Raw genomic sequence first — 26,998 nt, 5'->3', positions numbered from 1 at the left:
ATGCTTTTTTGCGGTTTCAAGCAAAAATGATTGGTAAATCTATCGTAAACGAAGAAAGGAAGTGATGGAATGTTTTCCGTCCTTCGCAATCTCGGCTGGTTCTTCCGGCAGGAAAAAAGGCGTTATCTGATCGGGGTCTTCTTCCTCGTTCTGGTCGGCGTCATCGAACTCCTTCCGCCCCGGCTGATCGGCACGGCCGTCGACGATATCGCCGGCGGCTTGATCACCTCTGAGCGCCTCTTCATGTACATCGGCGGCATTATCGCGCTGCTCGCCATCATGTACGGCATCACGTACATATGGATGCGCCAGCTGTTCGGCGGCTCCAACCTCGTGGAACGGCTGCTGCGCAGCCGCTTCATGGCGCATCTGCTTCGGATGACGCCTCCGTTCTTCGAACGGAACCGGACCGGCGATCTGATGGCCCGGGCGACCAACGACCTGCGGGCCGTCGCCATGACGGCGGGATTCGGCATGCTCACGCTGACCGACTCCACGCTGTTCCTGCTGACCGTGCTGCTCGCCATGGGCTTCATCGTCAGTTGGAAGCTGACGCTCGCCGCGCTGATCCCTCTGCCGTTCATCGCGATCGGCATGAGCATCTACGGCAAAATCATTCATCAACGTTATACGGTCGCTCAAGACTCGTTCGGCGACATGAACGACCAAGTGCTGGAATCGGTCGCGGGCATCCGCGTGATCCGCGCTTACGTGCAAGAACGCCATGACGAGAAACGTTTCTCCGACATCACGAACGACGTGTACCGCAAAAATCTCGCGGTCGCGCGGGTCGACGCGGTATTCGAGCCTTACATCCGTCTGTGCGTCGGTCTCAGCTATCTGATCGGCTTATCTTACGGCATCTACCTCGTCTTCCGCAGCGAACTGACGCTCGGCGACCTGGTAACCTTCAATATGTATCTGGGCATGATGATCTGGCCGATGTTCGCGATCGGCGAACTTATCAATATCATGCAGCGGGGCGGCGCTTCGCTCGACCGGGTTAACGAAGTGCTGTTCACCAAAGCGGATATCGAAGATCCGGCGGAGCCGACGGAAGTCGCGGCGCCGGACACGATCGAATTCCGCGACGTCACGTTCCGCTATCCGACGTCGACGTTCGACAATCTGGAGCATGTCGACTTGAAGCTCCGCGCCGGACAGACGCTCGGCGTCGTCGGACGGACCGGCAGCGGCAAATCGACGCTGCTCAAGCAGCTGCTGCACGAATACCCGACGGGTACGGGCGAGATCCTGTTCGCCGACACGCCCATTCAATCGATCGGCAAAGACCGCCTGCACGGTTGGATCGGTTACGTGCCGCAGGAACAAATCCTGTTCTCCAAGACCGTGCGGGAAAATATCCGCTACGGCAAGCATGACGCCGACGATGCCGAGATCATGGAAGCGATCCGGACCGCCGCGTTCGCCGGCGATCTCGAGACGCTGTCCGACGGGCTGGAGACCAAGGTCGGCGAACGGGGCGTCTCGCTCTCCGGCGGCCAGAAGCAGCGGGTCTCGCTCGCTCGCGCTTTTATCGCCGAACCGCAGATCTTGATTCTCGACGATGCTTTATCCGCCGTCGATGCCCGCACCGAAGCGCGCATCATTCAGAATATCCGGGAGAAACGCGCGGGCAAGACCACGCTGATCTCCACTCACCGCCTGTCCGCCGTCGAACACGCCGACCATATCGTCGTGCTGGAACGGGGACGTATCGTGGAAGAAGGTACCCATGCCGAACTGATCGCCCGCGACGGCTGGTACCGCGAACAATACGAACGTCAACAGGTAGAATCCAATCTCTCCTCCGAGGAGGTGCACACCGATCATGGAAGCATTTAACGGGGAACGCCCGGAAGAAACCGCAGCCGTTCCCAACAAGAAATCCGCTCGAAGGTTGTTCGGATACGCGATGAACGCCAAAGGCACGTTTATCGCCGCCATCATCGCGCTGGCGATCGGCGTCGGTGCCGAACTGGCCAGCCCGTTCATCGCCAAAACGATGATCGACGACCATATGATGGGCATCGAAAAACCTTTCTATCAAACTTCTCAGACCGAAGAAGGGGCCGTTCCGTACCAAGGCAGCTATTACAAACGCGGCGACCGCTTCGAAGCTGACGAGACTCGCGGCGAAGAAGCGCGCGTGCTTCAAGTCGGCCGCGGTTTCGTGTTCGTCGACGGAGCCGTACCGACGCCGGAAGGCGACCGCAGCTTCGATAACGGCACATTGACGATCCGGACGGCTCAAGGTACGGATACGTATCCGGCCGCGAAGCTGTCCAAGCAGGAGCTGTTCGACTTCTACACGCCCGAGATTCCGGGCATCATGAAACTGATCCTGCTCTACCTGATGTTCCTTGCGATCTCGATCGCGATGGAGTTCGGCAAAACGTATTGGCTGCAATCGGCGGCCAATCGGGTCATTCAGAAACTTCGCTTGGATCTGTACGCGCATATCCAGCGTCTGCCGGTGCATTTCTTCGACAACCTGCCTGCGGGCAAAGTGGTCTCCCGCGTCACCAACGACACGGAAGCGGTCAAAGATCTGTTTATCGCGGTGCTCTCCAACTTTACGACGGGCATCGTGTACATCACCGGCATCTATGTCGCGCTGTTCATTCTGGATCCGCGATTGGCGGCGGTCTCGCTCTTCATCGTGCCGCTGATCGTCTTGTGGATCTATCTCTACCGCAAAGTCGCGACGAAATACAATACGATTATCCGTTCCCGGCTCAGCGAGCTGAACGCGATCATCAACGAGTCGATTCAAGGCATGTCGATTATCCGCGTCTTCCGCCGCGAGAAGCAGACGCGCGACGAGTTCGAAGAGCTGAACGGCGATTACTTGAAACATCAGAACAAAATGCTCAACCTGAACTCGTTCACGTCGCACAACTTGGTCAACGTGCTGCGGAATCTGTCGTTCACCGTCGTGATCTGGTATTTCGGTTCTTCGACGATCAACGGAGCGGCTTCCCTGATCTCGCTCGGCGCTCTGTACGCGTTCGTCGATATTCTGGGCCGCTTGTTCCAGCCGATTACCGGCATGGTCAATCAACTTGCGGTGCTCGATTCCGCGATGGTCTCGGCCGGACGGGTATTCAAACTGCTGGACGAACCCGGCGAGAACGTGACGGACGGCAGCATGCCGCGCTACAAAGGTAACGTCAAATTCGAAGACGTATCTTTTGCTTACAAAAAGGATTATGTCCTCAAAAACATCTCGTTCGAAGCGAAACAAGGACAGACGGTCGCGCTGGTCGGCCATACCGGTTCCGGCAAAAGCTCGATCATCAACCTGCTGTTCCGTTTCTACGATCCGCAAAAAGGCACGATCACGATCGACGGACAAAGCGTGCGCGATTTGCCCAAGCAGCATATCCGCGAACATATGGGCATCGTGCTGCAAGATCCGTATCTGTTCACCGGTACGATCGCGTCCAATGTCAGTCTGGGCGACGAACGCATCAGCCGCGAGCGCGTCGAACGAGCGCTGCGCGAAGTCGGCGCCGACAAGATTCTGTCCGATCTGCCGGGAGGTTTCGACGAACCCGTAATCGAAAAAGGCAGCACCTTGTCCGCCGGACAGCGGCAGCTGATCTCGTTCGCGCGGGCGCTCGCTTTCGATCCGGCGATTCTGATCCTCGACGAAGCGACGGCGAACATCGATACCGAGACCGAAGCGCTGATCCAGTCCGCGCTTAACGTGCTCAAACAAGGTCGCACGACTTTCGTGATCGCGCACCGCTTGTCGACGATCCGCAGCGCGGACCAGATTTTGGTCCTGCATCGCGGCGAGATCGTGGAACGCGGCAATCACGAAGAACTGATGGCGCACGGCGGCCGTTATTTCCAGATGTATCAGCTTCAGCAGGGCGGCGGCGATTCGATCGCGCCCGTGACCGGCAAGCCGGAATCCGGCTTCGATTCCAGTCCGGCGTTCCGCGGCGCAAGCGGAGCGGATTGATCCCTTCTGCTTCTCTGCACGAGAAAGCTTCAAAAATCAAAAGACCGTGAACCCCGCTCGGAAGCATCGGGTTCGCGGTCTTTTGTCTGTCCGCCTCTTCGCATTCAACGTCAAAAAAGCCGGACCCGAAGGTCCGGCTTTCCGTTTGCCCGAGAAGGATTTTCCCGCAAACTTACTTCAACGATTTCGCGTCCGAGATAGGCGTCGTGCCTCCGTCGATCCGCTCGGCTACGACTTCGCTGTACGTGCCGGTCAGGTAAGTCGAAGCTTCCGCTTCGGTAATGACCTGCGGATACATCATGCCCGGCTGCGGTTTGGAGATCGAATACTGCACGATCGCTTTGCCGTTTTCGTATTTCACGCCGTTGATCTTAAGACCGTAACCCGGATTGGGCAGCGAAGTTTTCAGCGTCGCTTTGACGCGTCCGTCCGCTTCGGTGTTCGTCGTTACGCTCACGTCGATCGCTCCTGTTCCGTCTTCGGATCCGTTGTCTTGGCCTCCGCCGACTTTATTGATGAACTCAATGGCATTATACACCAATTGCGCCGCTTCCATGCGCGTGATCGGTTCCTGCGGACGGAAATCGCCGCCCGGAGAAAGAATTCTCATATTGCCCAGAATCTGAACGGCGCCCAGGTGATCGCCCGTGAATTCTTTCTCGTCGTCGAAGAAGATGTACATCTTCGTCGTCGGATATTGGCCGGTCGTATTGATGCCTTCCAGCAGCAGGCTGGCGAAAGCTTCGCGCGTGATCTTGGCGCTCGGCGAGTCGCTTTTCGTCACCGTCTTGATTTGGTTATGCAGCGCCGCTTCGTAAGCCGGGGCATACCAAGCATTGGTGTTGAACGAAGGGTCCGGTTTATAATCGACGCCCGGGTTCGTTTTCATCTCGAAGGCGTTCACGATCAGTTGGATCGCTTGAGCGTTGGTCAGATCGAGCGCCGGCGCAAAACGATCTTCGCCGATTCCTTTCATGACGCCCATCTGCTGCAGCGATTGCGCAACCTTGGCGTTATTGTCATCCTTGATGTCGCTGTATGCGGACGCCGAAGCGGCAAACGCGAACGATCCTGCCATCACCAGAGCGGCACAAGCTTTAATTGTTTTTTTCATTTCCGGTCACCTCTTCTTATTTTTCTCGTTCTCAATCTTCCAGACGACCGCTCTCCGAAAAAGGTTGCAGTCTATTCGAAAAAAGCCCTCTTCAATGCCGAAGAGGGCTTTTCGCTTTGCCTTTATTCGGTTATTCGGAAGCCCGATCCGGATTGAGCAGGCTGTGACGGCGGCCGTACAGGAAGTAGACGACCAAGCCGACGACGAGCCAGATCAGGAACGTATACCACGTAAGCGCCTTGAGTTGGAACATCAGATAGACGCATCCCAAAGCGCTGAGAATAGGAATCAGAGGCACCAACGGAACGCGGAACCCGCGCTTCAAGCCCGGCTGCGTGCGGCGCAGCATGATGATCCCGATACTGACGATGGTAAACGCGAACAGCGTGCCGATATTGGTCAGTTCGGCCAGATGGTCGAGCGGAATCAATCCGGCGAAAAAGGCGATGACCACCGACGAAATCCAAGTTCCGACCGCCGGCGTGCCGCTTTTTCCGCTGACTTTCGAAAAGACCGGGGAAAGCAGTCCGTCGCGGGACATCGAATACAGCAGGCGCGTCTGACCGTACATCATCACCAGCAGTACGGTGGTGATCCCCGTAATCGCTCCGAGCGAGATGATCCAAGCGATGCCGTTCATGTTGACGAACTCGAGCGCGAACGCGACCGGATCGCTGACGTTCAACATATGGTAAGGCACGATGCCCGTCAGAATCAAGGAAACGATGATGTACAGCACCGTGCAGACGGCCAACGAAGCGATGATGCCGATCGGCAGGTCGCGCTGCGGACGTTTGACTTCTTCGGCCGCCGTCGATACCGCGTCGAATCCGATATAAGCGAAGAAGACCGTCGCCGCTCCTGCGGCTACCCCCTGGAATCCGAACGGCAGGAACGGATGCCAGTTATCCGGCTTGACGTAGAAGACGCCGACGCCGATAAAGATCAACACGACGACCAATTTGATCGCGACCATGATGCCGTTGGCGCGCGACGCTTCCCGAATGCCGCGAGTGAGCAGCAAAGCGATGATCATCGTAATCACGACCGCGGTGACGTCGATATAAGTGCCTTTTTCCGGATTGAACGCGCCGGTCAGCACGTGAGGAAGATGAATGCCCAGACCGGCCAACAGACTTTGGAAATATCCCGACCATCCGCTGGCAACGGCCGCGCTGGCGAACCCGTACTCCAGAATCAGGTCCCAACCCAAGATCCAAGCGATCAGTTCGCCGAACGTCGTATAACTGTAAGTATAAGCGCTGCCCGAGGCCGGCACGGTCGAAGCGAATTCGGCATAACACAGCGCGGCGAACGTACAGATGATTCCGGCAAGCATAAACGATAACACGAGGCCGGGCCCCGCGTATTTCGCGGCCGCGACGCCGGTCAATACGAAAATCCCCGTTCCGATGATCGCGCCTATGCCGAGCGTGGTGAGGTCAAGCGGTCCCAATACCCGTTTCAGATTGCTTTCATGCTGCTCGATCGTTTTGCGGCGAAACAAAGAGGACTGTTTTTTGATCATGCCCATACGTAAAATCCTTTCCGTTTGTAAGGTATAATGACATTTTAAGATCATCTTAACCCCTGCCTACGGAAAACTACGCATTCCTACATTTCACCGCGTTAAAATATTGAACATTTGCTCCTTTAACGTAATAAAATGTTCAAGATTGTCTTAAATCTCTTCGGGCGACCGAATGCCGAGCAAGTCCAGCGACCGACGAAGGCGCAGCGCCGCCAACCGGGTCAGTTCCGCTCTTACCGTCCGTTCATGCCCGATATCCGTCAGCACTTTATTATGATGATAGAAGCGGTTGAACAGCTTGGCGAGATCCAGCGCATAACGGGCCAGAACGGACGGTTCATGCCGACGCAGTCCACGTCTCAACTCCTCTTCGTGGTCGCCGAGCCGTTTCAGCAGTTCCCACGACGCTTCGTCCCACGAATACTTCGCAAGAGCTTCGGGCAAGGTCGGAGCGTCCGTTAACGAATCGGCCGATACTTTGCGCAGCACGCTGCATGCCCGCGCATGGGTATATTGCACGTACGGTCCCGTCTCGCCTTCGAACTGCACCGCTTCCTCCAACGAAAAGTCGATCTCCCCGATCCGGTTATTTTTCAGATCGCCGAAAATGATCGCTCCGATTCCGATCGCTTCGGCAACGGCCTTACGATCTTGAAGCTGGGGATTTTTCTGTTCGATGATCGCGGACGCCCGCGCCGCGGCTTCGTCCAACACTTCTTCCAAAAAGACGACTTTGCCCCGGCGCGTCGACATCTTTTTGCCTTCGAACTTCATCAATCCGAACGGGATATGCTTGCAGTCGTCCGCCCACTTCCGCTCCATTTTGCGCAGCACGGCGAACACTTGACGGAAATGCAGCGTTTGTTCCGCGCCTACGACGTACAGCAGCTTTTGCGCGCCCAGCTGATCGTGGCGATAAACGGCCGTCGCGAGATCGCGGGTCGGGTAGATGGTCGTGCCGTCGGATTTGAGGATCAGGCACGGCGGCATGTCTTGGTCGTCCAACCGGACGACCTGCGCGCCGTCGCTTTCTTCCAGCAGTCCGCGTTCCCGAAGCTCGTCGACGACCTTGCCCATCTTGTCGTTATAGAAACTCTCGCCCAGCACTTTATCGAACGAGACGCCGAGGCGCTCGTACATGCGGTCGAATTCGGCCAAGCTGACGTCCACGAAATACCGCCATAACCGCAGCGCTTCTTCGTCGCCGTCTTCCAACTTCCGGAACCATTCGCGCGCTTCCGTTTCCAGACTCGGATCGTCGGGAGCTTCATCGTGAAACTTGACGTACAGGTCCAAGGATTCGCGAATCGGCGCAGCGTTCAATTTCTTTTCGCTGCCCCAACGTTTGTACGCCGTGATCTGCTTGCCGAACTGGGTGCCCCAATCGCCGATATGGTTGACGCTGATCGGACGATCGCCCGCTTCGGCATACATCCGGTAGAGCGCGGCGCCGATAACCGTCGAGCGCAGATGACCGACGCCGAACGGCTTGGCGATATTCGGCGACGACATGTCGATCACGACCGTCTCGCCCGTACCGCAGCGAGGCTGCTTTTCCGCTTCGCGCAGCAGCGCGGCCGCATACGCCGCCCGGTTCAACCGGAAATTCAGATACGGCCCTGCCGCTTCGGCTTCCACGCCTTCCAGCGCGAAGCGCCGCGCCAGCTCCGCCGCGATCTGCTGAGGCGCTTTGCGCAGCGTCTTGGCCAGCGAGAAGCACGGAAACGCCGCGTCTCCCAATCCGGGATCGGGCGGCAGCTCCAACATCGGCTCCGCCGTTCCTTGCTCCCATTCCAGCAGCGTATCGAGCGCTGCGCCGATCTGCGATAATACCATCGATTTCGTCCTCCTTATCATTTCGACACCGGTGTCCGAACACGCCAAAAAGCTCTCGTCTCCAAAAAAGAGACGAGAGCTTTCGATCCCGCGGTACCACTCTTATAGCCCGGCGCCGTCCAAACGGACGGACCCGGCCTCTCGAGCGGCGGTAACGGCGCCGTGACCGGGCGATTCTACGCGGAAGCCTTGCGGCAAGCAAAGCGTTCGTTCGAACCGTCGTCTCCCGGGCGCGCTTCTCCGAATCGCGCGGCGCCGGCTCCCACCCTCCCGGCTCGCTGCTGCCGCTGACGCGTCTTCGGATACTCTCCCGTTCATGGACGTTGTCGATCAGTCTTTCCCGACATTATAGAAGGTTGCAGGCGAATAAGCAAGCGGATTTCGGTTTTTCCGTATTCAGGGAGTTTGCTTTTTCCGAAGGAAAAGTCTACTTTTTTGTAAAAGAGAACGCTTTACAGGGTTCAAGCAAGATCAGCATGTGTAATCTATAAGGCGTGATGTCGGAAATCCGGTTTCGAACTCAGCGCATCATTTCATCAAGAGGAGGAATCATCGATTTGAAACCGAAACGCCTGTCTTATCTCTTAGGGCTAGCCGCGCTGTCGCTTGTGCTGCTGCTTGCCGCCTGTACGCCCGAATCGCGTTCTTCCAGCGGAGCGCCGAAGGCCGCCAGCGGCGGAAACGAAAGCACGGCCGAAAAAGTCACGATCGATTTCTGGACGTTCTGGGGTTCGGAAACCCGCCGTCCGATCATCGAAAAAATCATCGAAGACTTCAATAATTCGCAGGATCGAATCACGGTCAAACATACATACCTGCCCTTCGGAGATATCTGGACCAAAAATCTGGCTTCGATCGCTGCCGGCAATCCGGCCGACGTCATCATCAACGACTACGCGGACGTCAACCTGCGCGCCAGCAAAAACCAAAATACCGATCTGTCTGAATACCTGAGCAAAGACGATATCGAAAAGCAGTTTTATCCGGAACTATGGAAAAACGTGCTGTACGAAGACAAAGCTTATGCCCTTCCTTTCAATACGGATACCCGTCTGCTCTATTACAACAAGGCAGCGTTCCGAGAAGCCGGTCTCGATCCGAAGCAGCCGCCGCAAACTTGGAAGCAGCTCGAAGAATACGCGCAGAAGTTGGACAAGAAAAACGGCAGTACTTATGAACGCGTCGGCTTCTATCCGCTCTGGGGAGATTTCGGCGTCGACAGCTGGCTGATCAACGGCGACGGCGGAAACGGCTATTTCGGAGAAAACGACCAACTTGCCTTCGATACCCCGGGCAAAATCTCCACGTTGGAATGGTTGAAGTCTTGGCAGGACCGTCTGGGCCGCCAGACCGTGGACGCCATGAAAGCCGATTTCGGCAGCGGAGTCAGCGATCCGTTCATCTCCGGCAAAGTCGCGATGTATATTCAGACCGGCACCTATAACACGCAGATCGAAGAATTCGGCAAAGATCTCGAGATCGGCGTCGCGCCGATTCCGGAACGCGAAGAAGGCTCGGGCCATTGGAGCAGCGGCGGCGGTTTCGTCGTCGAGATTCCGAAAGGCGCGAAGCACCCGGACGAAGCGTGGGAATTCATGAAATACCTGACGGGCGTCGACGCGCAGAAATATTGGGCGCTCAAGAACTTCGACAACGTCGCCAATATCGAAGCGGCGGAAGATCCGGAAGCGAACAAAAACGCGGTCTACAAAGCTTCCGTCGAGAACCTCGCCGATACGAAAGTCTTTCAGGTTCCGCTCAGCGCTTCCGGTTACAAAGATCTGATCAATCCGCATACGGACGCCGTGTTCTTGGGCAAAGAAACGCCGGAACAAGCGCTTCAAGGCGCGGAAAAAGACGTTCAAGCCTTAATGGCGAAAAGCAAATAAATCTTCAAGCCTTATATGTCGCACTCGAGAATTCCTGCAAAGCGGGAGCCGCTTCCGGTCGAGACCGGTACGCGGCTCCTTACCCTTTTACGAAGGAGGTTCGTCATGAAAACGACCGCGGAAACGCTCAAGCCAGGCGCGTCCGGACCGCAAAAGAAAAAACGGTCCAGATTGGCGCGACGCGAAGAGCTTCAGGGTTATCTGTTCATTCTCCCTTGGCTGATCGGCCTGTTCGGTATCACGCTGTTCCCCATGCTCTTCTCGCTGTACGGCAGCTTCACGAATTACGACGTCACCTCGCGCATGGATTTTATCGGACTCGGCAACTACGCGCGAATGTTCCGGGACGATCCGTTGTTTTGGAAATCGCTTTATAATACCCTTTTCTACGTCGCGCTGATGGTTCCGCTGACCACGATCGGTTCGGTGCTGCTGGCGCTGATGCTCAACGAACGGATCGCCGGCATGCGGGTGTTTCGGACGATCTATTATCTGCCGGCCGTGCTGTCGGGCGTCGGCGTCTATTTCCTGTGGATTCAACTCCTGAACCCGTCGACCGGGCTGATCAATACGATGCTCGGTTGGGTCGGCATTCCCGGTCCCGCGTGGCTGAGCGATCCGATGTGGACCAAGCCGGCGATCATCATGATGAAGCTGTGGAGCGTCGGAGGCGGCATGCTGCTGTATCTGGCGAGCCTGCAGGGCGTTCCCTCGCAGCTCTATGAATCGGCCAAATTGGACGGCGCTTCCGCTTTCCGCCGTTTTTGGCATATCACGCTTCCGATGATCTCGCCGGTCATCTTTTTCGACGTGGTGACCAGTTTTATCGGCGGGTTCCAGATCTTTCAGGAAGGCTATGTCATGACCGACAGCGGAAGCGGCGGCCCTATGGGCTCGCTGCTCTTCTATAACCTGTACATGTGGAATCAGGCTTTCAAGCTGTTCGATATGGGATACGCCATGGCGATGGCTTGGGTACTGTTCGCGATCGTGCTGGTGCTGACGCTGATCAATCTTCGGATGTCCAAACGCTGGGTGTATTACGAAGGAGGCGAAGACTGATGAACCGTTCCGCAGCTCCCGCTACCGGGAAAAGTTCCGGCGGCGCGCCGAAGATCGATGCTTACAGCGTTCCGGTCGGCAAACGCCGGCGTTCGCCGAGAGAAGTGCTGGTGTTTGTTTTGCTGTCGGCCGGAAGCCTGCTGTTCTTGCTGCCTCTGTGGTGGATGATCTCCACTTCGCTCAAGTCGCCGCAGGAAATCGCGCAGTATCCGCCGACTTTTATTCCTAAAGAGTTTCATTTCGAAAATTATGTTCATACTTGGCATGCGGCTCCGTTCACGCTCTATGCGTTCAACACGCTGATGTTGGCCTTTTTCGCGGTCGTCGGCAACGTACTGGTCAATTCGTTTATCGCTTACGGCTTCGCCCGGATTTCTTTTCGCGGCAAAAAGTTCTGGTTCTCCGTGCTGCTGGCGACGATGATGATTCCCGGCTTCGTCACCTTGATTCCGCAGTACGTGCTGTTCTCGAAGCTGCATCTGGTCGGCACCTATTATCCGCTGATCATCCCGCAGTTTCTCGGCAGCGCCTTCTACATCTTCATGCTTCGGCAGTTCTACATGGGCATTCCCAAAGAATTGACCGAAGCGGCGAAGATCGACGGAGCCAACCATCTGTACATTTGGGCGCGGATCGTCATTCCCTTGTCCAAACCGGCGTTGGCCGCGATCGCGATCTTCGCGTTCAACGGCGCTTGGAACGATTTTCTCGGTCCGCTGCTCTACGTTAACGACGAAGTCTTATACACGCTGCAAATCGGACTGCAATCGTTCCGCGGCAGCGTGCAGACGCAGTGGAATTATCTGATGGCCGGCTCGGTCATCGTGCTGCTGCCGGTAATCGTCCTGTTCTTCCTGTTCCAAAAGTATTTTATCGAAGGCATGAACTTGACCGCGGGCACCAAAGGTTGAGTCGAAGAAAACGCGAAAAGACCTTCCGGCCGCAAAGGCTCGGAAGGTCTTTTGACTGTCGAAACGGATTCGCCCGAAGCGGCCCGCTCCTGAAGTTGGCTTAAGCCGCGACCAGCATGCTGCGGCATACGCTCGCGCATTCGCGGCATACTTTCACGCATTCTTGGCAGTGCTCGTGCGGATGCTTCATGCACTCGTCGGCGCAGGCGTCGCACGCTTTGGCGACCAGCTCGCAGATCTCGGCGACGAACGGGCTGTTGCGGGTCATGGCTTGAACGGCCATTCCGCACAGATCCGCGCATTCGCGGTCCAGACGCAAGCATTCGCGAAGTTCGAAAATATCAAGGCCTTTGAGGCTCGATACGTAGCTCGTATTGCAGACGTTCATGCAGCGGATGCAAGCATCAATGCACTCTTTGTATGTAGTCACGGTCAGGTTGGTCATGTTGTTTGCCTCCCGGTATAAGGTTCAGGCTCGTCGGCCTGCTGTAGTTGGTTATTACCCGAAAGATGACAAAACTGAAACCCTTTCGCGCTGCTTACTTGTCGTCTTGAAATGGCTGCGCGGAAGCTTCCAATTCTTCGAGTTTGGCGCGCAGGTCCGATGCCGAGAAATGTTCGCCGATGAATACCGCCATATCGTCGAGCTGTCCTTGAGGCGTGACTTTGATAAAATCCAGCTCGCGGAACGCGTATTGGAACAGAAACCGGCTGGCCGTGTCCGAGAAGGTCAACAGCCCTTTGGCCCGATAGATCTCGCGCGGCAGCGCGTCGATCAATGCCTGGAACCGTACGCTGTCGATCGGGCGGGCGAAACGGTGCGTATACGAGGTGACATGGCCGTGTCCCGAACCGTGCATCCGGAATCCGCCGGACGGCGTCTTCTCGGGCAGTCCGGCAGCCGATTGCTCCGACGTGAATCCCGCCGCGAGCAGCGCGGCGAGATCAGTCTCGCAGCGCACGGTACGGATAATCGGCGCGTAAGCGTTCCAACCCTCGATGGCTTGTTCCAGCTCCGCCGCCTCGTCTTCGCTGACCCGGTCGACTTTGTTCAGCAGCACGATCGACGCGCAGCGGATCTGATCCTGCATCAGCGCATACGTGCGCCCGCCGCGGTTCCGGGCCATCTCCAGCAGATGGGCGGCGTCGGCTACCGTAATCAGCCCTTTGATATCGATGCCGGCATACATCGCCGTCTCGGTCGCCGAATCGAGCAGATCGATCGGATTCGCCGCTCCGGTCGCTTCGATCAATATGACGTCCGGCCGATCGCGCTCGACCAGCATCATCAGTTCGCCCGCGAGATCCTCGCGCACCGTGCAGCAGATGCAGCCGCCCAGCAGCTCTGCCGACGGCACTTCTTTCTCGACCAGCAGCCCGTCGAGATTGACGTCGCCCAGTTCGTTGATAATCACGCCGGGCTTCAGCCCCTGCTCCTGCCAGTAAGCGATCAGGCGCTGAAGCAGCGTCGTTTTGCCGCTGCCCAGAAAGCCGGACAACAGATACACCGGCACTTCGATTGATTGGCTCATATGTAAAACCTCCCGTATATACCTAAACGTGCGATCGGATGCGCCTACCGGCTTTCTTTTCCCGGCGGCTTCTCCGCGCTCCCGATGTTTGAGTGTACTATACGGAGCCGCGAAGCGCAACGCCGCTTCGGCATCGCATAAATCATCGGACATGAACGGATCCGCAGCAAAGCGATCGCCAAAAAGCGCGCGGCCTGTGCCGCGCGCTTGGAACTTTTGCTTTTCGCTCCGTTCACGGGTTCGCGATCAAACGAAAACCTTACTCCGCCGACACTTTGACCAATTGACGGCCTACGGCCTCGCCTTTCAGGATGCGAGCCAGCGCTTCCGGCAGTTCTTCGAGCGGCAGCTCGTGCACGGCTTGTTCGAACAGCGCATCCGGCTTCCATTCCGTCGCCAGCTTGTTCCAAACTTCCAAGCGCAGCGGAAGCGGACATTGGACCGAATCGATGCCGGCCAACGTGACGCCGCGCAAGATGAACGGATGCACGCTCGTGCCGAAATCTCCGCCGCCCGTCAAGCCCGACAAAGCCAGCACGCCGCGATAACGAACCGCTTTAAGCCGTTCGCCCGTACCCGCGCCGCCGACCGGATCGACGATCGCGGCCCAAATCCCTTTTCCCAGCGGACCTTTGGAAGGCGCCTGCGCTTCTTCCCGGGAGATCGTATGCGCGGCTCCCAACTTCTTCAGCAGTTCCCACTCTTGTTCCTTGCCGCTGCTGGCCGTCACTTCGAAACCCAGTTTCGCCAGAATGGCGACGGCCACGCTGCCTACGCCGCCGGATGCGCCGGTCACCAGTACCGGACCGCTCTCCGGCGTGATGCCGGCGCCGAGAATCGCTTCGACGGACATGCCTGCCGTAAATCCGGCCGTGCCCAGAATCATGGCTTCGCGCAGCGACAGCCCTTCCGGCAGCTTGATCAGCCAGTCGGCCGGCACGCGCGCCTGTTCGCTGTAACCGCCGAAATGCGAGACCCCCAGCCCGTACCCCGTGCACAGCACTTTGTCGCCCGGCGCGAAACGTTCGTCTTCCGACGCGATCACTTCGCCGGACAAGTCGATGCCCGCGATAAACGGATATTCGCGGACGATTCGTCCTTCTTTGATGCTGGCTAGTCCATCTTTGTAATTGACGTCGGAATACTGCACCCGTACAAGTACCTCGCCCTGCGGCAGGTCCGAAGCGGCGATCTTCCGGATCGAACCGTTTACCTTTCCTTCCGTTTCTTCCAACCAATAAGCGCGAAATGTTTCCGTCATCTTTGTTTCCTCCTCTTCATAACCCTTCTGTATTATCCTACTCTTCCGGTTCGCCCGATGCCAGTAAACGCCGCATACTCTTTCTTTGCCCACTCGGCGCAGCACAAAAGCGGCCGGTAGATTCCGGCCGCTTTCCGTTCCGCCTTATCGGCAGGGCGCCTTCGTGCCCGGCGCTTTATCGCGACTTTTTACAGATCCGGATGTTCGTGTTTGGCTTTCAGACGATTCCAACGACGATCCACTTCGCGTTCGAATTCTTGAAGAGCCGCTTCGTTCTCCGGCTTGAGCAGATGGCGCGTTTTGCCCATGCGTTTGAGCCAATCGCTCACGGGCACTTTTTTGTTTTTCGCTTCGGGATCGTAAGTGATCGTCGTGATGCCCTGCTCGACTTCGTACAGCGGGAAGAAGTTCGAGCTGACGGCGGCATCCACGATGACCGCGCCTTGATCGTCCGGCGACATCCAGTTGAGCGGACAAGCGATCAGAATCTTGCCGTAGACCAGACCGGCGTTTTGCGCGTACCACTGGGCTTTGGCCGCTTTTTTGACCAGGTCCTGCGGAAACGCTTCGCTGCCCGTAAAGACGTACGGGATGCCCGTAGCGGCCATGATTTGCGCCGTATCTTTGTGATGGAACGACTTGCCCTGCTGCTGCTTGCCGACGCCGGACGTCGACGTACGGTGGCCCAGCGGCGTGGAATACGACAATTGGGCGCCGGTGTTCATGTAGCCTTCGTTATCGTATTCGACGATGATCATGCGATGTCCGCGAAGCGCGGCTCCGATCGCCGGCCCCATGCCGATATCCATGCCGCCGTCGCCGGTGACCATCACGAACGTGAAATCTTCCTGCAGCCCCATGCCTTCGAATTCGCCGCGGCGCTTGCGTTCCCAGAACATCTCGACCAGACCGGACAGCGTCGCCGCCCCGTTCTGGAACAGATTGTGAAGATACGTCGCTTTGTGCGAAGAATGCGGATAGCCGGTCGTCGTGACCATCGCGCAGCCGGTATGGAACAGCGTCACGATATCGCCTTCGATGCCTTTGAAGAACAGTTCGAGACCCGAGAAAATGCCGCAGCCCGGACATGCGCCGTGACCCGGAGCCAGCCGTTTCGGCTTTTTGGTCAGCGAGCGCAGCGGCGGAATCTTGACCGCGAGTTTGCCTGTTTCTTCGTTCGGCGTGACGGTGATCAAGCCCGTTTTCAACGCGTCGAAATTCAACGGCTTGAGCAGACGTTTCGGCGCCTTCGCCGGATCGCCCGGCGTATGGCCGTAGAAATCGAACGGGACGTCGACGGCATTCTTGCGCGCGGCTTCGATCGCCAGCTCGAAGAAATGGCGGCCGTCTTCGGCCATGAATTCTTTGCCGCCGAGACCGTAGATCCGGCCGACCACCTGCGTGGAGCTGTTGCCGTAGGTGAACAGCGCCGCTTTGATCTCGTTCAACATATTGCCGCCGTGGGCGCCGCAGGAATCCGCCCGGTCGCCGACGGTGATCGCTTTGACGTTCTTCAGCGCTTCGGCGATCTGACGCTGCGGGAACGGACGGATCATGTTCGGCGCGATCGAACCTGCTCGGACGCCTTGCGAACGCAGTTCGTCGACGATGTCTTTGATGCTCTCGGAAGCCGAGTTCATCACGAATACGGCGACTTCCGCATCATCCATGCGATAGAGATCGAGCATCGGGTACTCCCGGCCGGTCAGCTCGAAATACTCGGCCGAGATCCGTTCGAACACGGATTCCGCGCGGTACATCGCCTGCGACATCTGATAGCGGTTATTGATATAATCGGGTTCGTTCATGTAAGGTCCGATCGTGATCGGATTCTCGCGGTCGAGCGCGTGCGCGAAGCCTTCCGGCGGTTTCTCTCCGACGAACGCCATCACGTCGGCGCGATCTTCGAACGTCTGCACGCGGCGCTTCTGGTGGGAAGTAAAGTAACCGTCGTAAGCCACCATGACCGGCAGGCGCACTTCGGGATCTTCGGCGAGCTTGAGCGCCATCAGGTTCATATCGTAGACGGCCTGCGGATCGCGGCACATCAAGATCGGCCAACCGGTGTTCAGCGCGAAATACAAGTCCGAATGATCGCCGTGGATATTCAGAGGACCCGATACCGAGCGGCAGACCAAATTCAACACCATCGGGAACCGGGTTCCCGACTGTACCGGCATCTGTTCCATCATGTACAGGTAGCCTTGAGCGCTTGTCGCGTTGAATACCCGGCCGCCGCCGGTGGACGCGCCGTAGCAGATTCCCGCCGAACTGTGTTCGCCGTCCGACGGAACCAGCCGGATGCCGTGCTTGCCTTCCGTCTTCATCAGGTCCAGATGCTGCGCCACTTCGGTCGAAGGCGAGATCGGGAAATAACCCATGATATGATAGTCGATCTGGTGCGCGGCATACGCGGCCATCTCGTTGCCCGATTCATAGACCATCCGCTGCTTGACGCGGCCGGCTCGGACTTCTTTGGAATAATCGATTGCCATGCGGTTTCCTTCCTTTCGGGTCGGTCGAAATCAGGCTTCGATCAGATCGAAGCGGTGTTTCACCTGATGAGCTGCGGCATAACCTTCTTGTTCGAGCATCCGAGACAGCGATTCGGTCGGGCAGGCTTCGACGCATTTCAAGCAGCCTTTGCAATACTGATAATCGATGCCTTGCAGCACCATCTGCATGCGGCCGCGCTTATCCGGTTGTTCTTCCCAGACGAAGCACAGATCCGGACAAGCCGTATCGCACTGGGCGCAGTCGATGCAGGTCGCCCGGTCGAACGCCGGCAGCATGCCGGAACGCGAGACGCTGAGGTCTTTGAGCAGGCTGCTGCCCGGCGTGACGACCATGCCGCCGAGCGGCTGGTTCAGATAACCGAGCGGAGCCGCCGCAGCGGGCGCGAGCGGAAGTTCCGCCGCCGGCGCGACTTCCAACATTTCGACCTCCGCGTAACCGCGTTCGAACGCCCGTACCGCTTGTTCGACGGCCTGCGGATATTTTTTGCCCAGCGATGCGGCGATGACGTCTTTCATGAATGCCGGGTCCAAGAAGCCGCAGAGACGGAACAAGCCGCCCAGCATGGCCATATTGACTTTATTTTTTTCTTCGAGCGCGATGCGCGTCGCGTCCAACACGGCTACCGTGCAGCCGCTAAGCACGGCTTCGTCCGCGATTCGGGCGGCCTCGCGCGCGGAGTTCACCAGCACGATGCCGCCCGGAAGCACGCCCGACGCCGCTCCCGATTTCAATAACGCTTCATGGAAAATCCCGATGACGTGCGGATGCTCGATCGGCGTCGCGCTGCGGATCGGCGTCCCCATTTCGCAGAAACGGATATGCGCTTTGACCGGCGATCCTTTTTTCTCCGAACCGTACGACGAGAAACTGACTCCGTCCATGCCCGCTCCGATGATCCCGGCTTCGGCCAGCATTTTGCCGGCCAGATTCGCTCCGAGTCCCCCGATCGATTCCAGACGGATTTCGAAAAAGCCGAGTTGATTCACTTCAGGCAGTACAGCCACACTTTTTCCCCCTCCGTATTTTATTTTAAATTTAACAATTTACATGCGGTGTCACTGTAACAAAAATCACATGCGCAGCCTGCCGAAATAAGCGCGATTCCGCTTTTCGTCCCGCTTTCGCCGCAACCGCGCGCTCGAACGTCTTTCCCGGTTTGTATGCGAAACGCAAAAAAGCGGGATTTCCCTAAGGAACTCCCGCTTTTGCTTATACCTCTTTCTTTTCTGCCCCGATGCTATCGGATCGTTTGTTCGAACGCCGATTCGCTTAACCTTCTTGCGGCGCTTCGTTTTCTTCCATATAACGGTCGATCAGCCCTTGCTTGAGATTCCAAGCTTTCTCGCTGATATTGACGCGGTAAATTTCCGGATTCAGCTTGCGCAAGTACTGCGGCCAGAATAGCTTCAACTGCGAAGCGTGATAATCGCGGGCTTCGTCCAGCGAAGGCATCTCGTAAACGAGACGGCCTTCCTCGAAGATCGGCACCAGCATGCTCTGCGCTTCGTAATTTTTGATATAACGGCGAATATAGGTATGCAGCGGATTGAACAGTTTAAGCTGTTGTCCTTCGCGCGGTTCCGGTTCGTCCGGGAAACACATGTAATCCGCTACCGCTTTGCCCGTTCCGCGATCGATGATCCGGTAGACCTCTTTTTTGCCCGGCGTCGTCACTTTCTCCGGATTGGCCGAGATCTTGATCGTCGGCTCCATCTTGCCTTCGACTTCGCGTTCGACCAGCTTGTACACGCCGCCGAGCGAAGGTTGATCATGCGCCGTGATCAGCTGCGTGCCTACGCCCCAGATATCGATGCGCGCATCCTGCATTTTCAGCTCGGTAATCGTATTTTCGTCGAGGTCGTTCGAAGCCACGATCTTTACGTAATCCAGACCCGCTTCGTCCAGCATCTTGCGCGCTTCGATCGACAGATAAGCCAAGTCGCCGCTGTCGAGCCGGATCGAACTCAAGCGCTTGCCGCGCTCTTCCAGTTTCTTCGCGGTGCGGATCGCGTTCGGCACGCCGCTGCGAAGCGTATCGAACGTATCGACGAGCAGCGTCGAACCGTCGGGCAGCACTTCGGCGTATTTATCGAAAGCTTCTTGTTCGCTCGGGAAACTCTGGACCCACGAATGGGCGTGCGTGCCTTTGGTCGGAATGCCGAAGCGTTTGCCCGCCATCATGTTCGACGTGGCATGGAATCCGGCCAGATAAGCGGAGCGCGCGCCCCATACGGCGGCATCGGCTTCTTGGGCGCGGCGCGTGCCGAACTCCAGCAGCGTATCCCCGTCGGCCGCCTGCTTGATCCGGGCCGCTTTGGTCGCGATCAGCGTCTGGAAGTTCATGAAGTTCAGCAGCGCCGTCTCGATCAACTGCGCTTCGAAGATGGTACCTTCGACGCGTACCAGCGGTTCGTTCGGGAACACGATCGCGCCTTCGCGCATGGAATGGATACTGCCGCCGAAGCGGAACGTGCGAAGTTCTTCCAAGAAACGAGGATCGTAATTCTCTTCTTGCTCCGCCAGATAACGAAGATCGTCTTCGTGAAAACGCAGGTTCGATACATAATCGACGATCCGTTCGAGACCCGCGAATACGGCGTAACCGTTGCCGAACGGCAGGGTCCGGAAATAAGCTTCGAACACCGCGCGATGTTTGTGCGTGCCGTGCATCCAATGCGCGTACATCATATTGATCTGATATTTGTCCGTATGTAAAGCCATGCCTGGCGTCTCCATACCGTCTCCTCCTTCAATCCCGCGCCGGCTGCCGGCCGCGATTCCGTCGTTGCGATCGGATGCGCGGCCGCCGGCTGCTTCTCGAATATGGGGCGTCAAGCGCGATGCGCGCTTTTATCCCGTTACGACTGCCGCTCCCAGACTGCTTCGGAAATGGCCTAATGCCCAATCGTGCCCCGCGGCGTTGAAACTGGCGACCGCGTCTTCGTGCACGACGATATCGAAACCCAGATTATAAGCGTCCACGGCCGTATGCAGAACGCAGATGTCCGTGCACACGCCGATCAGATGCACCTCGGTAATGCCTCTCGCCCGCAGCCGAATCGCCAGATCCGTGCCCGCGAAGGCGCTGTATCTCGTTTTGTCCATCCAATGGATGTCGTCTCGATGCCGGTCGTACGTCTCTTGCAATCGGCCGTATAACGCTCTTCCCGAGGTTCCCCGAATATTGTGCGGCGGGAAAAGCTTGCTCTCCGGATGATACGGATCGCCTTCTTCGTGAAGATCGACGGCCATGACCGTATAATCGCCGCGGGCCGCGAATTGCTGCGTCAACGCGACGATCCGGTCTTCGATCGCGATAGCCGGTTCTCCGACCGGAAGGCTGCCGTCCACGAAATCGTTGGTATAATCGATCACGATCAGAGCTTTCATTCGAACTCCTCCTTGTACGCTTGTTACGAGCGGACGAATCTTCAGGAATAGATCGACAGACGAGGAACGTTGTCCAGAAAACGATACAATTGAGCCGGCCGCTGCGAATACTGGTTCGAGCTGACCGGAATGCCGTTCTCGTCGCGCACTTCTTCAAGAATGCCTTTGCGGCTGCGCGTCGACGTGATCTTGCGGATAAAGTTCGGTTCTTCGAAATCCGGCACGACGGCCTTGATGACCTGATACAGCTCGCTGAGCGTGAATTCTTGAGGCAAAAATTTGCGCGCGATCGTCGTTTGCAGCATTTTCTCTTGAATTCTCCGGTAAGCGTCGGCGATGATATCGCGGTGGTCGAATCCGAGGTCCAGTTCTTCCAACGCTTCTTCGATCGTGAACAATCCCACTTCTTCGGCATCGTCGGCGGCTTGGCGCTTCTCTAACACTTCTTCTTCCACCAGCGCGAAGAACGCATGCGAGATGATCCAGCCTCTCGGGTCGCGGCCCGGGTCGCTGTAGACGCTCAAGTATTCCAAATGACGCCCGACGACTCCGGTTTCTTCTTTGAGTTCGCGCATCGCCGTTTCGTACAACGATTCGTCGTCGCGCGAGAATCCGCCCGGAAGCGCCCATTTTCCCGCATAAGGCCAAGCGCGCCGACGGATCAGCATCACGCGAAGCTCGCGCAGCGGAAGCGTCTTGGTCACCGTCTTGCGCTCGCGTTTCGTCAGCGTGAACATCACGATGTCCGCGGGCGCTCCGTCGGGCGTCCGATACTTTTTGGCGTCGTAGTTGATCTGCTCGTCCCGTTCTTCTTGCGCGTTTTTTTCGTTTTGTTCGTTCATCAGCATCACCATCGCAGCTTTTTGATAAAATCGGTCTTACAAGTTTCGAATATGATATTATCATTATGACACACTCGAATTATTTGTCAACCCTGCTTCGCCCGATCGTGCGCATATCGCAGCCCATCTGATAGAGGTCGACCGGTTCGCCTTCGACCATCAGCGCACCGCGCATAATGCCCTCGAGTTTGAAACCGACCGACCGGTACAATCGATAAGCCCGCTGATTCGGTGCTTGAACGGTCAATTCCGCGCGCAGGATCTGCCGCCTCGTCGCCCATTCGAACAACTGATCGAACAGCCGGCGTCCCAATCCGTGACCGGTATGCGTCTCCAGAATCCCGATGACGACGTATACGGTATGCTGATTGCGCCGGACTTTTCCTCCCGTCGCTTCCAAATAGCCCACGATTCGGTCTTCCGACTCCGCGACCCATAAGAGCGAATTGGGACTGCGCAGCAGAACGCGGATCTGTTCGAGCTGATCGCCGTCGGTCATTCTGCGTTCTCCCGGTTCGAACAACATCGAAGTGGTTTCGCGGTCAAGCTGCTTTTTCATCGCCAGCAGCGCCCGGCTGTCGCGCAGCTCCACTCGGCGAATAACAGGCGCGGGAGCCGAATCCGTCCGCGCGTCCGAAGCCGCTCGCGAACTTCCGAGGCCTGTCCAGAGCAGTTCCAGCATCAAACGATCGGCCCGAAGCATCTCGCCCGGCCGAGACTGCTGCGCCCAGCAATCGGCGTAATAATCCGATTCCGCCGCGATGATGCGAAATCCGGACCGTTGATAAGCCGCAAGCAGCTCCGTTTCCCAATTCCCCGCGTACGCGATCAGACGCCGCACGCCGCGATCTTGGAGTTTGCCGCGCAAAACGGACACTAAACGCAGCAGCCGCGCCTTCCCTTCTTCATTCCATTCCCGCACGGCGGCATTGACGATCTCGGCTTCTTCCGCGCCGGTACGAAGACAACCCAATACGGCAGCCGCTTCGCCGTCACGGTCTTCGATCAGCAGCCATTCGGCTTCGTGCAGATAAGCTTCGACGCGCCATTCTAACGTATCTCCGCGCTTCAACAATTCCTTCGGCAGCTTTTCCGGGTTCGTCACGTCGATTAACGGTTCTTGTTCGCTGATCCGATCGCTATCCATTCGGTCCGCTCCTTCGCCATTCTTACGGATTTCTTCCATAACCAAAAGACGCGGAGAGAATCGTCCGCGCCTTTTCGGCTTTCGCCGGTTCAGCCGCAGGAAGAAGGCGGGCTATCCGCTCCGCGCTCTACGGCAATCTTCTCGGAGACGGTCGAATGGATCGCGGAAATCACCATCTGAAGCAAATCGTTGATCTCGACCTGTCCTTCTTGGTAATCGCCGACGATCGGAATCGCGTCAAGCTCTTCTTGCAGCTCGCGCAGCTCCGCTTCGATCACGGCCGCCATTTTGGCGTTTTTCATCGCTTCGAACGCCACGATCTCTTTTTGCTTCTTCTTGATCGTCGAGATCAAGGTCTGAATCCGTTCATGCCCTTGAATCTGACGTTCGGCTTGTTGAAATATCCGCACTTCCTCGCTGGACGAGATCAACCCCGCCAACTCGCGCGTTTTGCCGAGGATCTCTTCCCGAGTCCACCGCGCCGGAGCGTCGTTTCTTGCATGCGATGTATCCATAGTGCGCCCCTCCTTTGTCTTTTACCCAACTTGGCTGCTTTTATCTCGTAAGACGCAGACTTCCGTTTCGGTCTTTCGCCTTTTTTGCGCGATTCATGAAATGTTTTCGGTTGTACGATAAAAAATTATATCATACCGTTCTCCTTCATTCCATTCGTTCTGCGGTATACTTACAGAGTAAACGGGCACGCCCCATCTCAAGGAGGAACTACTTTTGAAGAAAAAACGCATCGCCTTAAGCCTGGCCGCGTACCTGCTGGCTTCATCCGCCGTTCTGCCGATCGCTCCGCGCACGGCAATGGCCGCCTCGTCCGACGCCTCGGTGATCAGCTCGATCACCACCGCGCTCGAACAGAAAAAGACTTCTTTTACCCTCAAAATGAGCAGCAGCCAAGCTTCCCGGGTGTTGTCGCTGATCGACAGCGCCATCGCGAACGCCGAGCCTTATACGCGTTATACGGTGGATCAATTCGAGATGACGACCGAGACGCTCGGCAGCAAAGCGAGCGTGGCGTTCTCTGCCAGCTACTTGGAGAACAAGCAGCAGAGCGATTACGTGACGGCTCAAGTGAAGGCCACGCTGAAAAGCATCTTGAAGCCCGGCATGACCCAAGAAGACAAAGTCAAAGCGATCCATGATTACGTCGTGAAAAAATTCGCTTACGACGAATCGCTGACCCGCTATTCCGCCTACGACGGACTGACGAAAGGCACGACCGTATGTCAGGGATATGCGCTGCTCGGCTACCGGATGCTGAATCTGGCGGGCATCGAAACCAAAATCGTCGAAGGTTACGCGGGCGGAGACCTGCATGTCTGGAACAAAGTCAAACTGAGCGGAAACTGGTACAATCTGGACCTCACTTGGGACGACCCGACTCCGGACCGAAAAGGCGAAATTTCTTACAATTATTATCTCGTAACGGATAAACTTCTGGCTCGCGACCATACCTGGCAGCAGAAAAATTATCCGGCCGCTGCGATCGATTACCGCGCCCAGTTGGCGAAGAAAGCGGCATCGAGTCCGGCTTCGCGCAATTTGTTGGCCGCGATCGGCGGAGAAATCACGTCCACTTCCGCTCTGCTTCAGAAAAAGATGCTGACCGCGGTAAACGGCAGCCAAACAAGCTTGACGCTGATGCACGATTTCGGTTCGTCTTCGCCCGACGCGGTACTCGAACAAGTGATGGGCGCTCTTTCGGATACCGACGTTCAGCAGTACCAATACGGCTACCAGATCGCCGATAACGGCATCGCGACGGTCATGTTCACTTTCGTCTATTGAGACGTGCAGGCGCCTGAACGAAAAAAGGGATCTCCCATGAGGGAGATCCCTTTTGTTATTCGCGATCCGAGTTTCGGGTTAGTCGATGATTTCGGCCGTGTCGCCGGTTTTCGCCAATACGGCATTGGCTTCATCGGTATCGATATGCATATCCAGCGCGAACGAATCCGACACGCGAGCTACGACGTTTTCGAACACGACGCCGCGGTCTCCGCCGAAACGCACTTTCAGCATTTGTTTGTCTTGAATGTTCCATTTTTCCGCATCGGAAGTATGGAAGTGGATATGGCGGGCCGCCACGATGACGCCTTCTTCGATCGTCACTTCGCCTGCAGGGCCTTTGATCGTGATGCCCGGCGTGCCGGCGATGTTGCCCGATTCGCGAACGGGAGCTTTGACGCCCAGCGCGAACGAGTCGGTCTGGGAGATCTCCAGTTGGGTAGCCGCGCGTGCAGGTCCCAGAATACGGACTTTCGGGAACGAACCTTTGGAACCCGTTACTTCTACCGTTTCGTTAGCGGCGAATTGTCCGGGCTGCGACAGAGGTTTCATCTCGGTCAGTTGGTATCCTTGTCCAAACAATGTTTCTACGTCTTGTTGCGAGAGATGGATGTGACGTGCGGACACGCCGACAGGTACGATTTTACTCATTTGCGAGTCACTCCTCTTCTTTTCTCTATCTGATCGTTATCGTTCGATGTCAAGTATTTGAAAATACTCGCGCAACCTTTATTATACACCTTCTTCGTCAAAAGAAAAAGGCGTTCGGCAAGCAGTCACACGATTGACATGGGCCGGCGTCCGCATGATCCGAACGGGACCGCATGCAAAAAAGGGAGATTCCGCACCCTTCGGCGCAAAACGCTCCCTTTCGCTAAATTCGCATCTCTGCACGCAAACTATCTGGGTTCTACAATCAACTTGATCGCCGTTCGCTCTTCCCCGTCGATAATGACGTCGGTGAATGCCGGAATACAGATGAGATCGACTCCGCCCGGCGCCACGAATCCTCGGGCGATCGCCACTGCTTTAACCGCTTGGTTGAGCGCTCCCGCGCCAATCGCCTGTAGTTCGGCGGCTCCTTGCTCGCGCAGGACGCCTGCAAGCGCACCGGCAACGGAATTGGGATTGGACTTGGCAGAAACTTTTAATACATCCATGAGCAGGTACCTCCTCTGGGAAGAAGTGATAAACAGTAGTACGGCATAGTGTTGGCGAAGCAGCGATGACGGCCGGCAGTTTGCAAGTTCGCAACTGTTTGAATAGTATTCGCGGCACTTCCGTAAAATCCTTCTTTTTCGAGGCGGCTCGTCAAAAGTTTAGTCCATTCTCCATTCGTCTTCCATCATGCGGATTTTCTCGATCTTGCGGGCGCGTCCGGTATCTTCGTCGATATCGACATAAACGCCGTGGAAATGCCATTTGCCGTCTTCGTCGACGTTAAAACGCGAAGGAAGCTGCGTCTTGAAACGGTAGAGCACCCCTTCTTGCTGCATGCCGAGAATCCCGTCCCGGGGACCGACCATGCCGGCATCCGTCAGGTAGGCGGTTCCGCCGGGCAGAATCCGGTCGTCGTTGCTCTGCACATGCGTATGCGTCCCGACAACCAGCGAAGCGCGGCCGTCGAGATGCCATCCCATGGCGATCTTCTCGGAAGTCGCTTCGGCGTGGAAGTCGACCAGAATGCATTTGTGTTTGCGGCGCAGTTCGTCCACGATCTCGTCGGCCGCGCGGAACGGACAATCGATCGCCGGCAGGAAAGTGCGGCCTTGCAAATTAACGATCGCGAGTTCTTTGCCGCCTGCCTTGATTACCGTGTAACCTCGGCCCGGCGTTCCCGGAGGGAAGTTGGCCGGACGCACCATGCGCGGCTCGTCATCGATGAATTCGAAGATTTCTTTGTTGTCCCAAGTATGGTTGCCCATCGTGATGCCGTGAACGCCTTGTTCGAACAACTGCCGAGCGATCGAATGGGTGATCCCTCGTCCTGCGGCGGCGTTCTCTCCGTTGGCGATGATGACATGAGGATTGTATTTGGACTTCAGGTAAGGCAGCGTGTCTTTGACCGCTTTGCGGCCCGGGCTTCCGACGATATCGCCGATAAAAATCAATTTCATGAATGTCTCCCTTTCTATGCAAGCAAGAAGAAACGGCTGCTCCGTCCCGTGAAGGAAAAGCAGCCGTTTCTCTACT

At 56.9% G+C, this 26,998-nt stretch carries 22 protein-coding genes; 6 read left to right on the top strand and 16 right to left on the bottom strand.

The annotated features are described in order from the left end of the window. The first annotated feature begins 69 nt into the window (after nt 1–69). Together CDO73_RS20710 and CDO73_RS20705 are read left to right on the top strand one after the other, a co-directional pair. Nucleotides 70–1,845, top strand: a complete 1,776-nt coding sequence (locus tag CDO73_RS20710; protein WP_088490426.1) for an ABC transporter ATP-binding protein — start codon at nt 70–72, stop codon at nt 1,843–1,845. A 70-nt stretch (nt 1,846–1,915) separates the two neighbouring features. Further along, the gene (locus tag CDO73_RS20705; protein WP_256972793.1) at nt 1,916–3,973 is read left to right on the top strand and encodes an ABC transporter ATP-binding protein; all 2,058 of its coding nucleotides are present in this window, start codon (nt 1,916–1,918) and stop codon (nt 3,971–3,973) included. Nucleotides 3,974–4,145: 172 nt separating this feature from the next. Here the strand turns inward: CDO73_RS20705 and CDO73_RS20700 are convergent, their stop codons facing one another. The 3 genes from CDO73_RS20700 to argS form a co-directional block, all read right to left on the bottom strand. Continuing rightward, nucleotides 4,146–5,087 (bottom strand): S-layer homology domain-containing protein, encoded by a 942-nt coding sequence (locus CDO73_RS20700; protein WP_088490424.1) that lies wholly within the window; start codon nt 5,085–5,087, stop codon nt 4,146–4,148. Between the two features lie 130 nt (nt 5,088–5,217). Next, a complete protein-coding gene (bcaP, locus tag CDO73_RS20695) occupies nt 5,218–6,615 on the bottom strand; it encodes a branched-chain amino acid transporter BcaP (RefSeq protein ID WP_373446995.1) in 1,398 nt (465 codons plus the stop codon). 153 nt (nt 6,616–6,768) lie between these two features. Then, nucleotides 6,769–8,454, bottom strand: coding sequence for an arginine--tRNA ligase (argS, locus tag CDO73_RS20690; protein ID WP_088490422.1), 1,686 nt, complete (start codon nt 8,452–8,454; stop codon nt 6,769–6,771). Between the two features lie 557 nt (nt 8,455–9,011). Here argS and CDO73_RS20685 point away from each other — a divergent pair. The 3 genes from CDO73_RS20685 (at nt 9,012) to CDO73_RS20675 (ending at nt 12,316) form a co-directional block, all read left to right on the top strand. Then, a complete protein-coding gene (locus CDO73_RS20685; RefSeq protein ID WP_256972790.1) occupies nt 9,012–10,343 on the top strand; it encodes an ABC transporter substrate-binding protein in 1,332 nt (443 codons plus the stop codon). A 105-nt stretch (nt 10,344–10,448) separates the two neighbouring features. Next, entirely contained in the window at nt 10,449–11,405 is a 957-nt protein-coding gene (locus tag CDO73_RS20680; RefSeq protein ID WP_088490420.1) for a carbohydrate ABC transporter permease, read from the top strand. Beyond that, nucleotides 11,405–12,316, top strand: coding sequence for a carbohydrate ABC transporter permease (locus CDO73_RS20675; RefSeq protein ID WP_088490419.1), 912 nt, complete (start codon nt 11,405–11,407; stop codon nt 12,314–12,316). The genes CDO73_RS20680 and CDO73_RS20675 overlap by 1 nt, the downstream gene beginning before the upstream one ends. A gap of 100 nt (nt 12,317–12,416) precedes the next feature. Here the strand turns inward: CDO73_RS20675 and CDO73_RS20670 are convergent, their stop codons facing one another. The 10 genes from CDO73_RS20670 to CDO73_RS20625 all read right to left on the bottom strand — a co-directional run bounded on the left by CDO73_RS20670 (nt 12,417) and on the right by CDO73_RS20625 (nt 23,520). Further along, nucleotides 12,417–12,761, bottom strand: coding sequence for a four-helix bundle copper-binding protein (locus CDO73_RS20670; RefSeq protein ID WP_088490418.1), 345 nt, complete (start codon nt 12,759–12,761; stop codon nt 12,417–12,419). A 94-nt stretch (nt 12,762–12,855) separates the two neighbouring features. Next, entirely contained in the window at nt 12,856–13,848 is a 993-nt protein-coding gene (locus CDO73_RS20665) for a CobW family GTP-binding protein (RefSeq protein WP_088490417.1), read from the bottom strand. Nucleotides 13,849–14,107: 259 nt separating this feature from the next. After that, the gene (locus CDO73_RS20660) at nt 14,108–15,109 is read right to left on the bottom strand and encodes an acrylyl-CoA reductase family protein (protein ID WP_088490416.1); all 1,002 of its coding nucleotides are present in this window, start codon (nt 15,107–15,109) and stop codon (nt 14,108–14,110) included. 188 nt (nt 15,110–15,297) lie between these two features. Then, nucleotides 15,298–17,604 carry a thiamine pyrophosphate-dependent enzyme gene (locus CDO73_RS20655; protein WP_088490415.1) on the bottom strand — a complete coding sequence of 769 codons (2,307 nt, stop codon included), beginning with the start codon at nt 17,602–17,604 and terminating at the stop codon, nt 15,298–15,300. 30 nt (nt 17,605–17,634) lie between these two features. Beyond that, nucleotides 17,635–18,630, bottom strand: a complete 996-nt coding sequence (locus CDO73_RS20650) for a 2-oxoacid:acceptor oxidoreductase family protein (RefSeq protein WP_088490414.1) — start codon at nt 18,628–18,630, stop codon at nt 17,635–17,637. A 265-nt stretch (nt 18,631–18,895) separates the two neighbouring features. Further along, nucleotides 18,896–20,362 carry a nicotinate phosphoribosyltransferase gene (locus CDO73_RS20645; RefSeq protein WP_088490413.1) on the bottom strand — a complete coding sequence of 489 codons (1,467 nt, stop codon included), beginning with the start codon at nt 20,360–20,362 and terminating at the stop codon, nt 18,896–18,898. 114 nt (nt 20,363–20,476) lie between these two features. Beyond that, nucleotides 20,477–21,016: a cysteine hydrolase family protein gene (locus tag CDO73_RS20640; protein WP_088490412.1), complete on the bottom strand. Its 540-nt coding sequence runs from the start codon at nt 21,014–21,016 to the stop codon at nt 20,477–20,479. Nucleotides 21,017–21,057: 41 nt separating this feature from the next. Then, on the bottom strand, nt 21,058–21,858 hold the full coding sequence (locus CDO73_RS20635) for an NUDIX hydrolase (protein WP_088490442.1): 801 nt from the start codon (nt 21,856–21,858) through the stop codon (nt 21,058–21,060). A gap of 79 nt (nt 21,859–21,937) precedes the next feature. Continuing rightward, nucleotides 21,938–23,005, bottom strand: a complete 1,068-nt coding sequence (locus CDO73_RS20630) for a GNAT family N-acetyltransferase (RefSeq protein WP_179218775.1) — start codon at nt 23,003–23,005, stop codon at nt 21,938–21,940. Between the two features lie 89 nt (nt 23,006–23,094). Beyond that, nucleotides 23,095–23,520 (bottom strand): YlbF/YmcA family competence regulator, encoded by a 426-nt coding sequence (locus tag CDO73_RS20625; protein ID WP_088490410.1) that lies wholly within the window; start codon nt 23,518–23,520, stop codon nt 23,095–23,097. A 214-nt stretch (nt 23,521–23,734) separates the two neighbouring features. Here CDO73_RS20625 and CDO73_RS20620 point away from each other — a divergent pair, with 214 nt between their 5' ends. Further along, on the top strand, nt 23,735–24,805 hold the full coding sequence (locus tag CDO73_RS20620) for a transglutaminase domain-containing protein (protein ID WP_088490409.1): 1,071 nt from the start codon (nt 23,735–23,737) through the stop codon (nt 24,803–24,805). A 78-nt stretch (nt 24,806–24,883) separates the two neighbouring features. Here the strand turns inward: CDO73_RS20620 and pduL are convergent, their stop codons facing one another. The 3 genes from pduL to CDO73_RS20605 all read right to left on the bottom strand — a co-directional run bounded on the left by pduL (nt 24,884) and on the right by CDO73_RS20605 (nt 26,922). Then, the gene (gene pduL, locus CDO73_RS20615) at nt 24,884–25,456 is read right to left on the bottom strand and encodes a phosphate propanoyltransferase (protein ID WP_088490408.1); all 573 of its coding nucleotides are present in this window, start codon (nt 25,454–25,456) and stop codon (nt 24,884–24,886) included. Between the two features lie 248 nt (nt 25,457–25,704). After that, nucleotides 25,705–25,965 (bottom strand): stage V sporulation protein S, encoded by a 261-nt coding sequence (locus tag CDO73_RS20610; protein ID WP_088490407.1) that lies wholly within the window; start codon nt 25,963–25,965, stop codon nt 25,705–25,707. A 159-nt stretch (nt 25,966–26,124) separates the two neighbouring features. Beyond that, a complete protein-coding gene (locus tag CDO73_RS20605; RefSeq protein ID WP_088490406.1) occupies nt 26,125–26,922 on the bottom strand; it encodes a TIGR00282 family metallophosphoesterase in 798 nt (265 codons plus the stop codon). Nucleotides 26,923–26,998 lie beyond the last annotated feature (76 nt).

This window comes from Saccharibacillus sp. O23 (assembly GCF_002205895.1).
In the GTDB taxonomy this organism is placed as follows: domain Bacteria; phylum Bacillota; class Bacilli; order Paenibacillales; family Paenibacillaceae; genus Saccharibacillus.
This window is presented reverse-complemented; position numbering and strand designations above follow the sequence as displayed.

Excerpts from the sequence above, each read along its gene's own strand:
- CDO73_RS20645 (WP_088490413.1), bottom strand. The coding sequence starts at position 20,362 with ATGGAGACGCCAGGCATGGCTTTACATACGGACAAATATCAGATCAAT.
- CDO73_RS20605 (WP_088490406.1), bottom strand. The coding sequence starts at position 26,922 with ATGAAATTGATTTTTATCGGCGATATCGTCGGAAGCCCGGGCCGCAAA.
- CDO73_RS20630 (WP_179218775.1), bottom strand. The coding sequence starts at position 23,005 with ATGGATAGCGATCGGATCAGCGAACAAGAACCGTTAATCGACGTGACG.
- CDO73_RS20710 (WP_088490426.1), top strand. The coding sequence starts at position 70 with ATGTTTTCCGTCCTTCGCAATCTCGGCTGGTTCTTCCGGCAGGAAAAA.
- CDO73_RS20705 (WP_256972793.1), top strand. The coding sequence starts at position 1,916 with ATGAACGCCAAAGGCACGTTTATCGCCGCCATCATCGCGCTGGCGATC.
- CDO73_RS20665 (WP_088490417.1), bottom strand. The coding sequence starts at position 13,848 with ATGAGCCAATCAATCGAAGTGCCGGTGTATCTGTTGTCCGGCTTTCTG.
- CDO73_RS20700 (WP_088490424.1), bottom strand. The coding sequence starts at position 5,087 with ATGAAAAAAACAATTAAAGCTTGTGCCGCTCTGGTGATGGCAGGATCG.
- CDO73_RS20610 (WP_088490407.1), bottom strand. The coding sequence starts at position 25,965 with ATGGATGTATTAAAAGTTTCTGCCAAGTCCAATCCCAATTCCGTTGCC.
- CDO73_RS20655 (WP_088490415.1), bottom strand. The coding sequence starts at position 17,604 with ATGGCAATCGATTATTCCAAAGAAGTCCGAGCCGGCCGCGTCAAGCAG.
- argS (WP_088490422.1), bottom strand. The coding sequence starts at position 8,454 with ATGGTATTATCGCAGATCGGCGCAGCGCTCGATACGCTGCTGGAATGG.
- pduL (WP_088490408.1), bottom strand. The coding sequence starts at position 25,456 with ATGAGTAAAATCGTACCTGTCGGCGTGTCCGCACGTCACATCCATCTC.
- CDO73_RS20675 (WP_088490419.1), top strand. The coding sequence starts at position 11,405 with ATGAACCGTTCCGCAGCTCCCGCTACCGGGAAAAGTTCCGGCGGCGCG.
- CDO73_RS20625 (WP_088490410.1), bottom strand. The coding sequence starts at position 23,520 with ATGGATACATCGCATGCAAGAAACGACGCTCCGGCGCGGTGGACTCGG.
- CDO73_RS20635 (WP_088490442.1), bottom strand. The coding sequence starts at position 21,858 with ATGAACGAACAAAACGAAAAAAACGCGCAAGAAGAACGGGACGAGCAG.
- CDO73_RS20660 (WP_088490416.1), bottom strand. The coding sequence starts at position 15,109 with ATGACGGAAACATTTCGCGCTTATTGGTTGGAAGAAACGGAAGGAAAG.
- CDO73_RS20680 (WP_088490420.1), top strand. The coding sequence starts at position 10,449 with ATGAAAACGACCGCGGAAACGCTCAAGCCAGGCGCGTCCGGACCGCAA.
- CDO73_RS20670 (WP_088490418.1), bottom strand. The coding sequence starts at position 12,761 with ATGACCAACCTGACCGTGACTACATACAAAGAGTGCATTGATGCTTGC.
- bcaP (WP_373446995.1), bottom strand. The coding sequence starts at position 6,615 with ATGATCAAAAAACAGTCCTCTTTGTTTCGCCGCAAAACGATCGAGCAG.
- CDO73_RS20640 (WP_088490412.1), bottom strand. The coding sequence starts at position 21,016 with ATGAAAGCTCTGATCGTGATCGATTATACCAACGATTTCGTGGACGGC.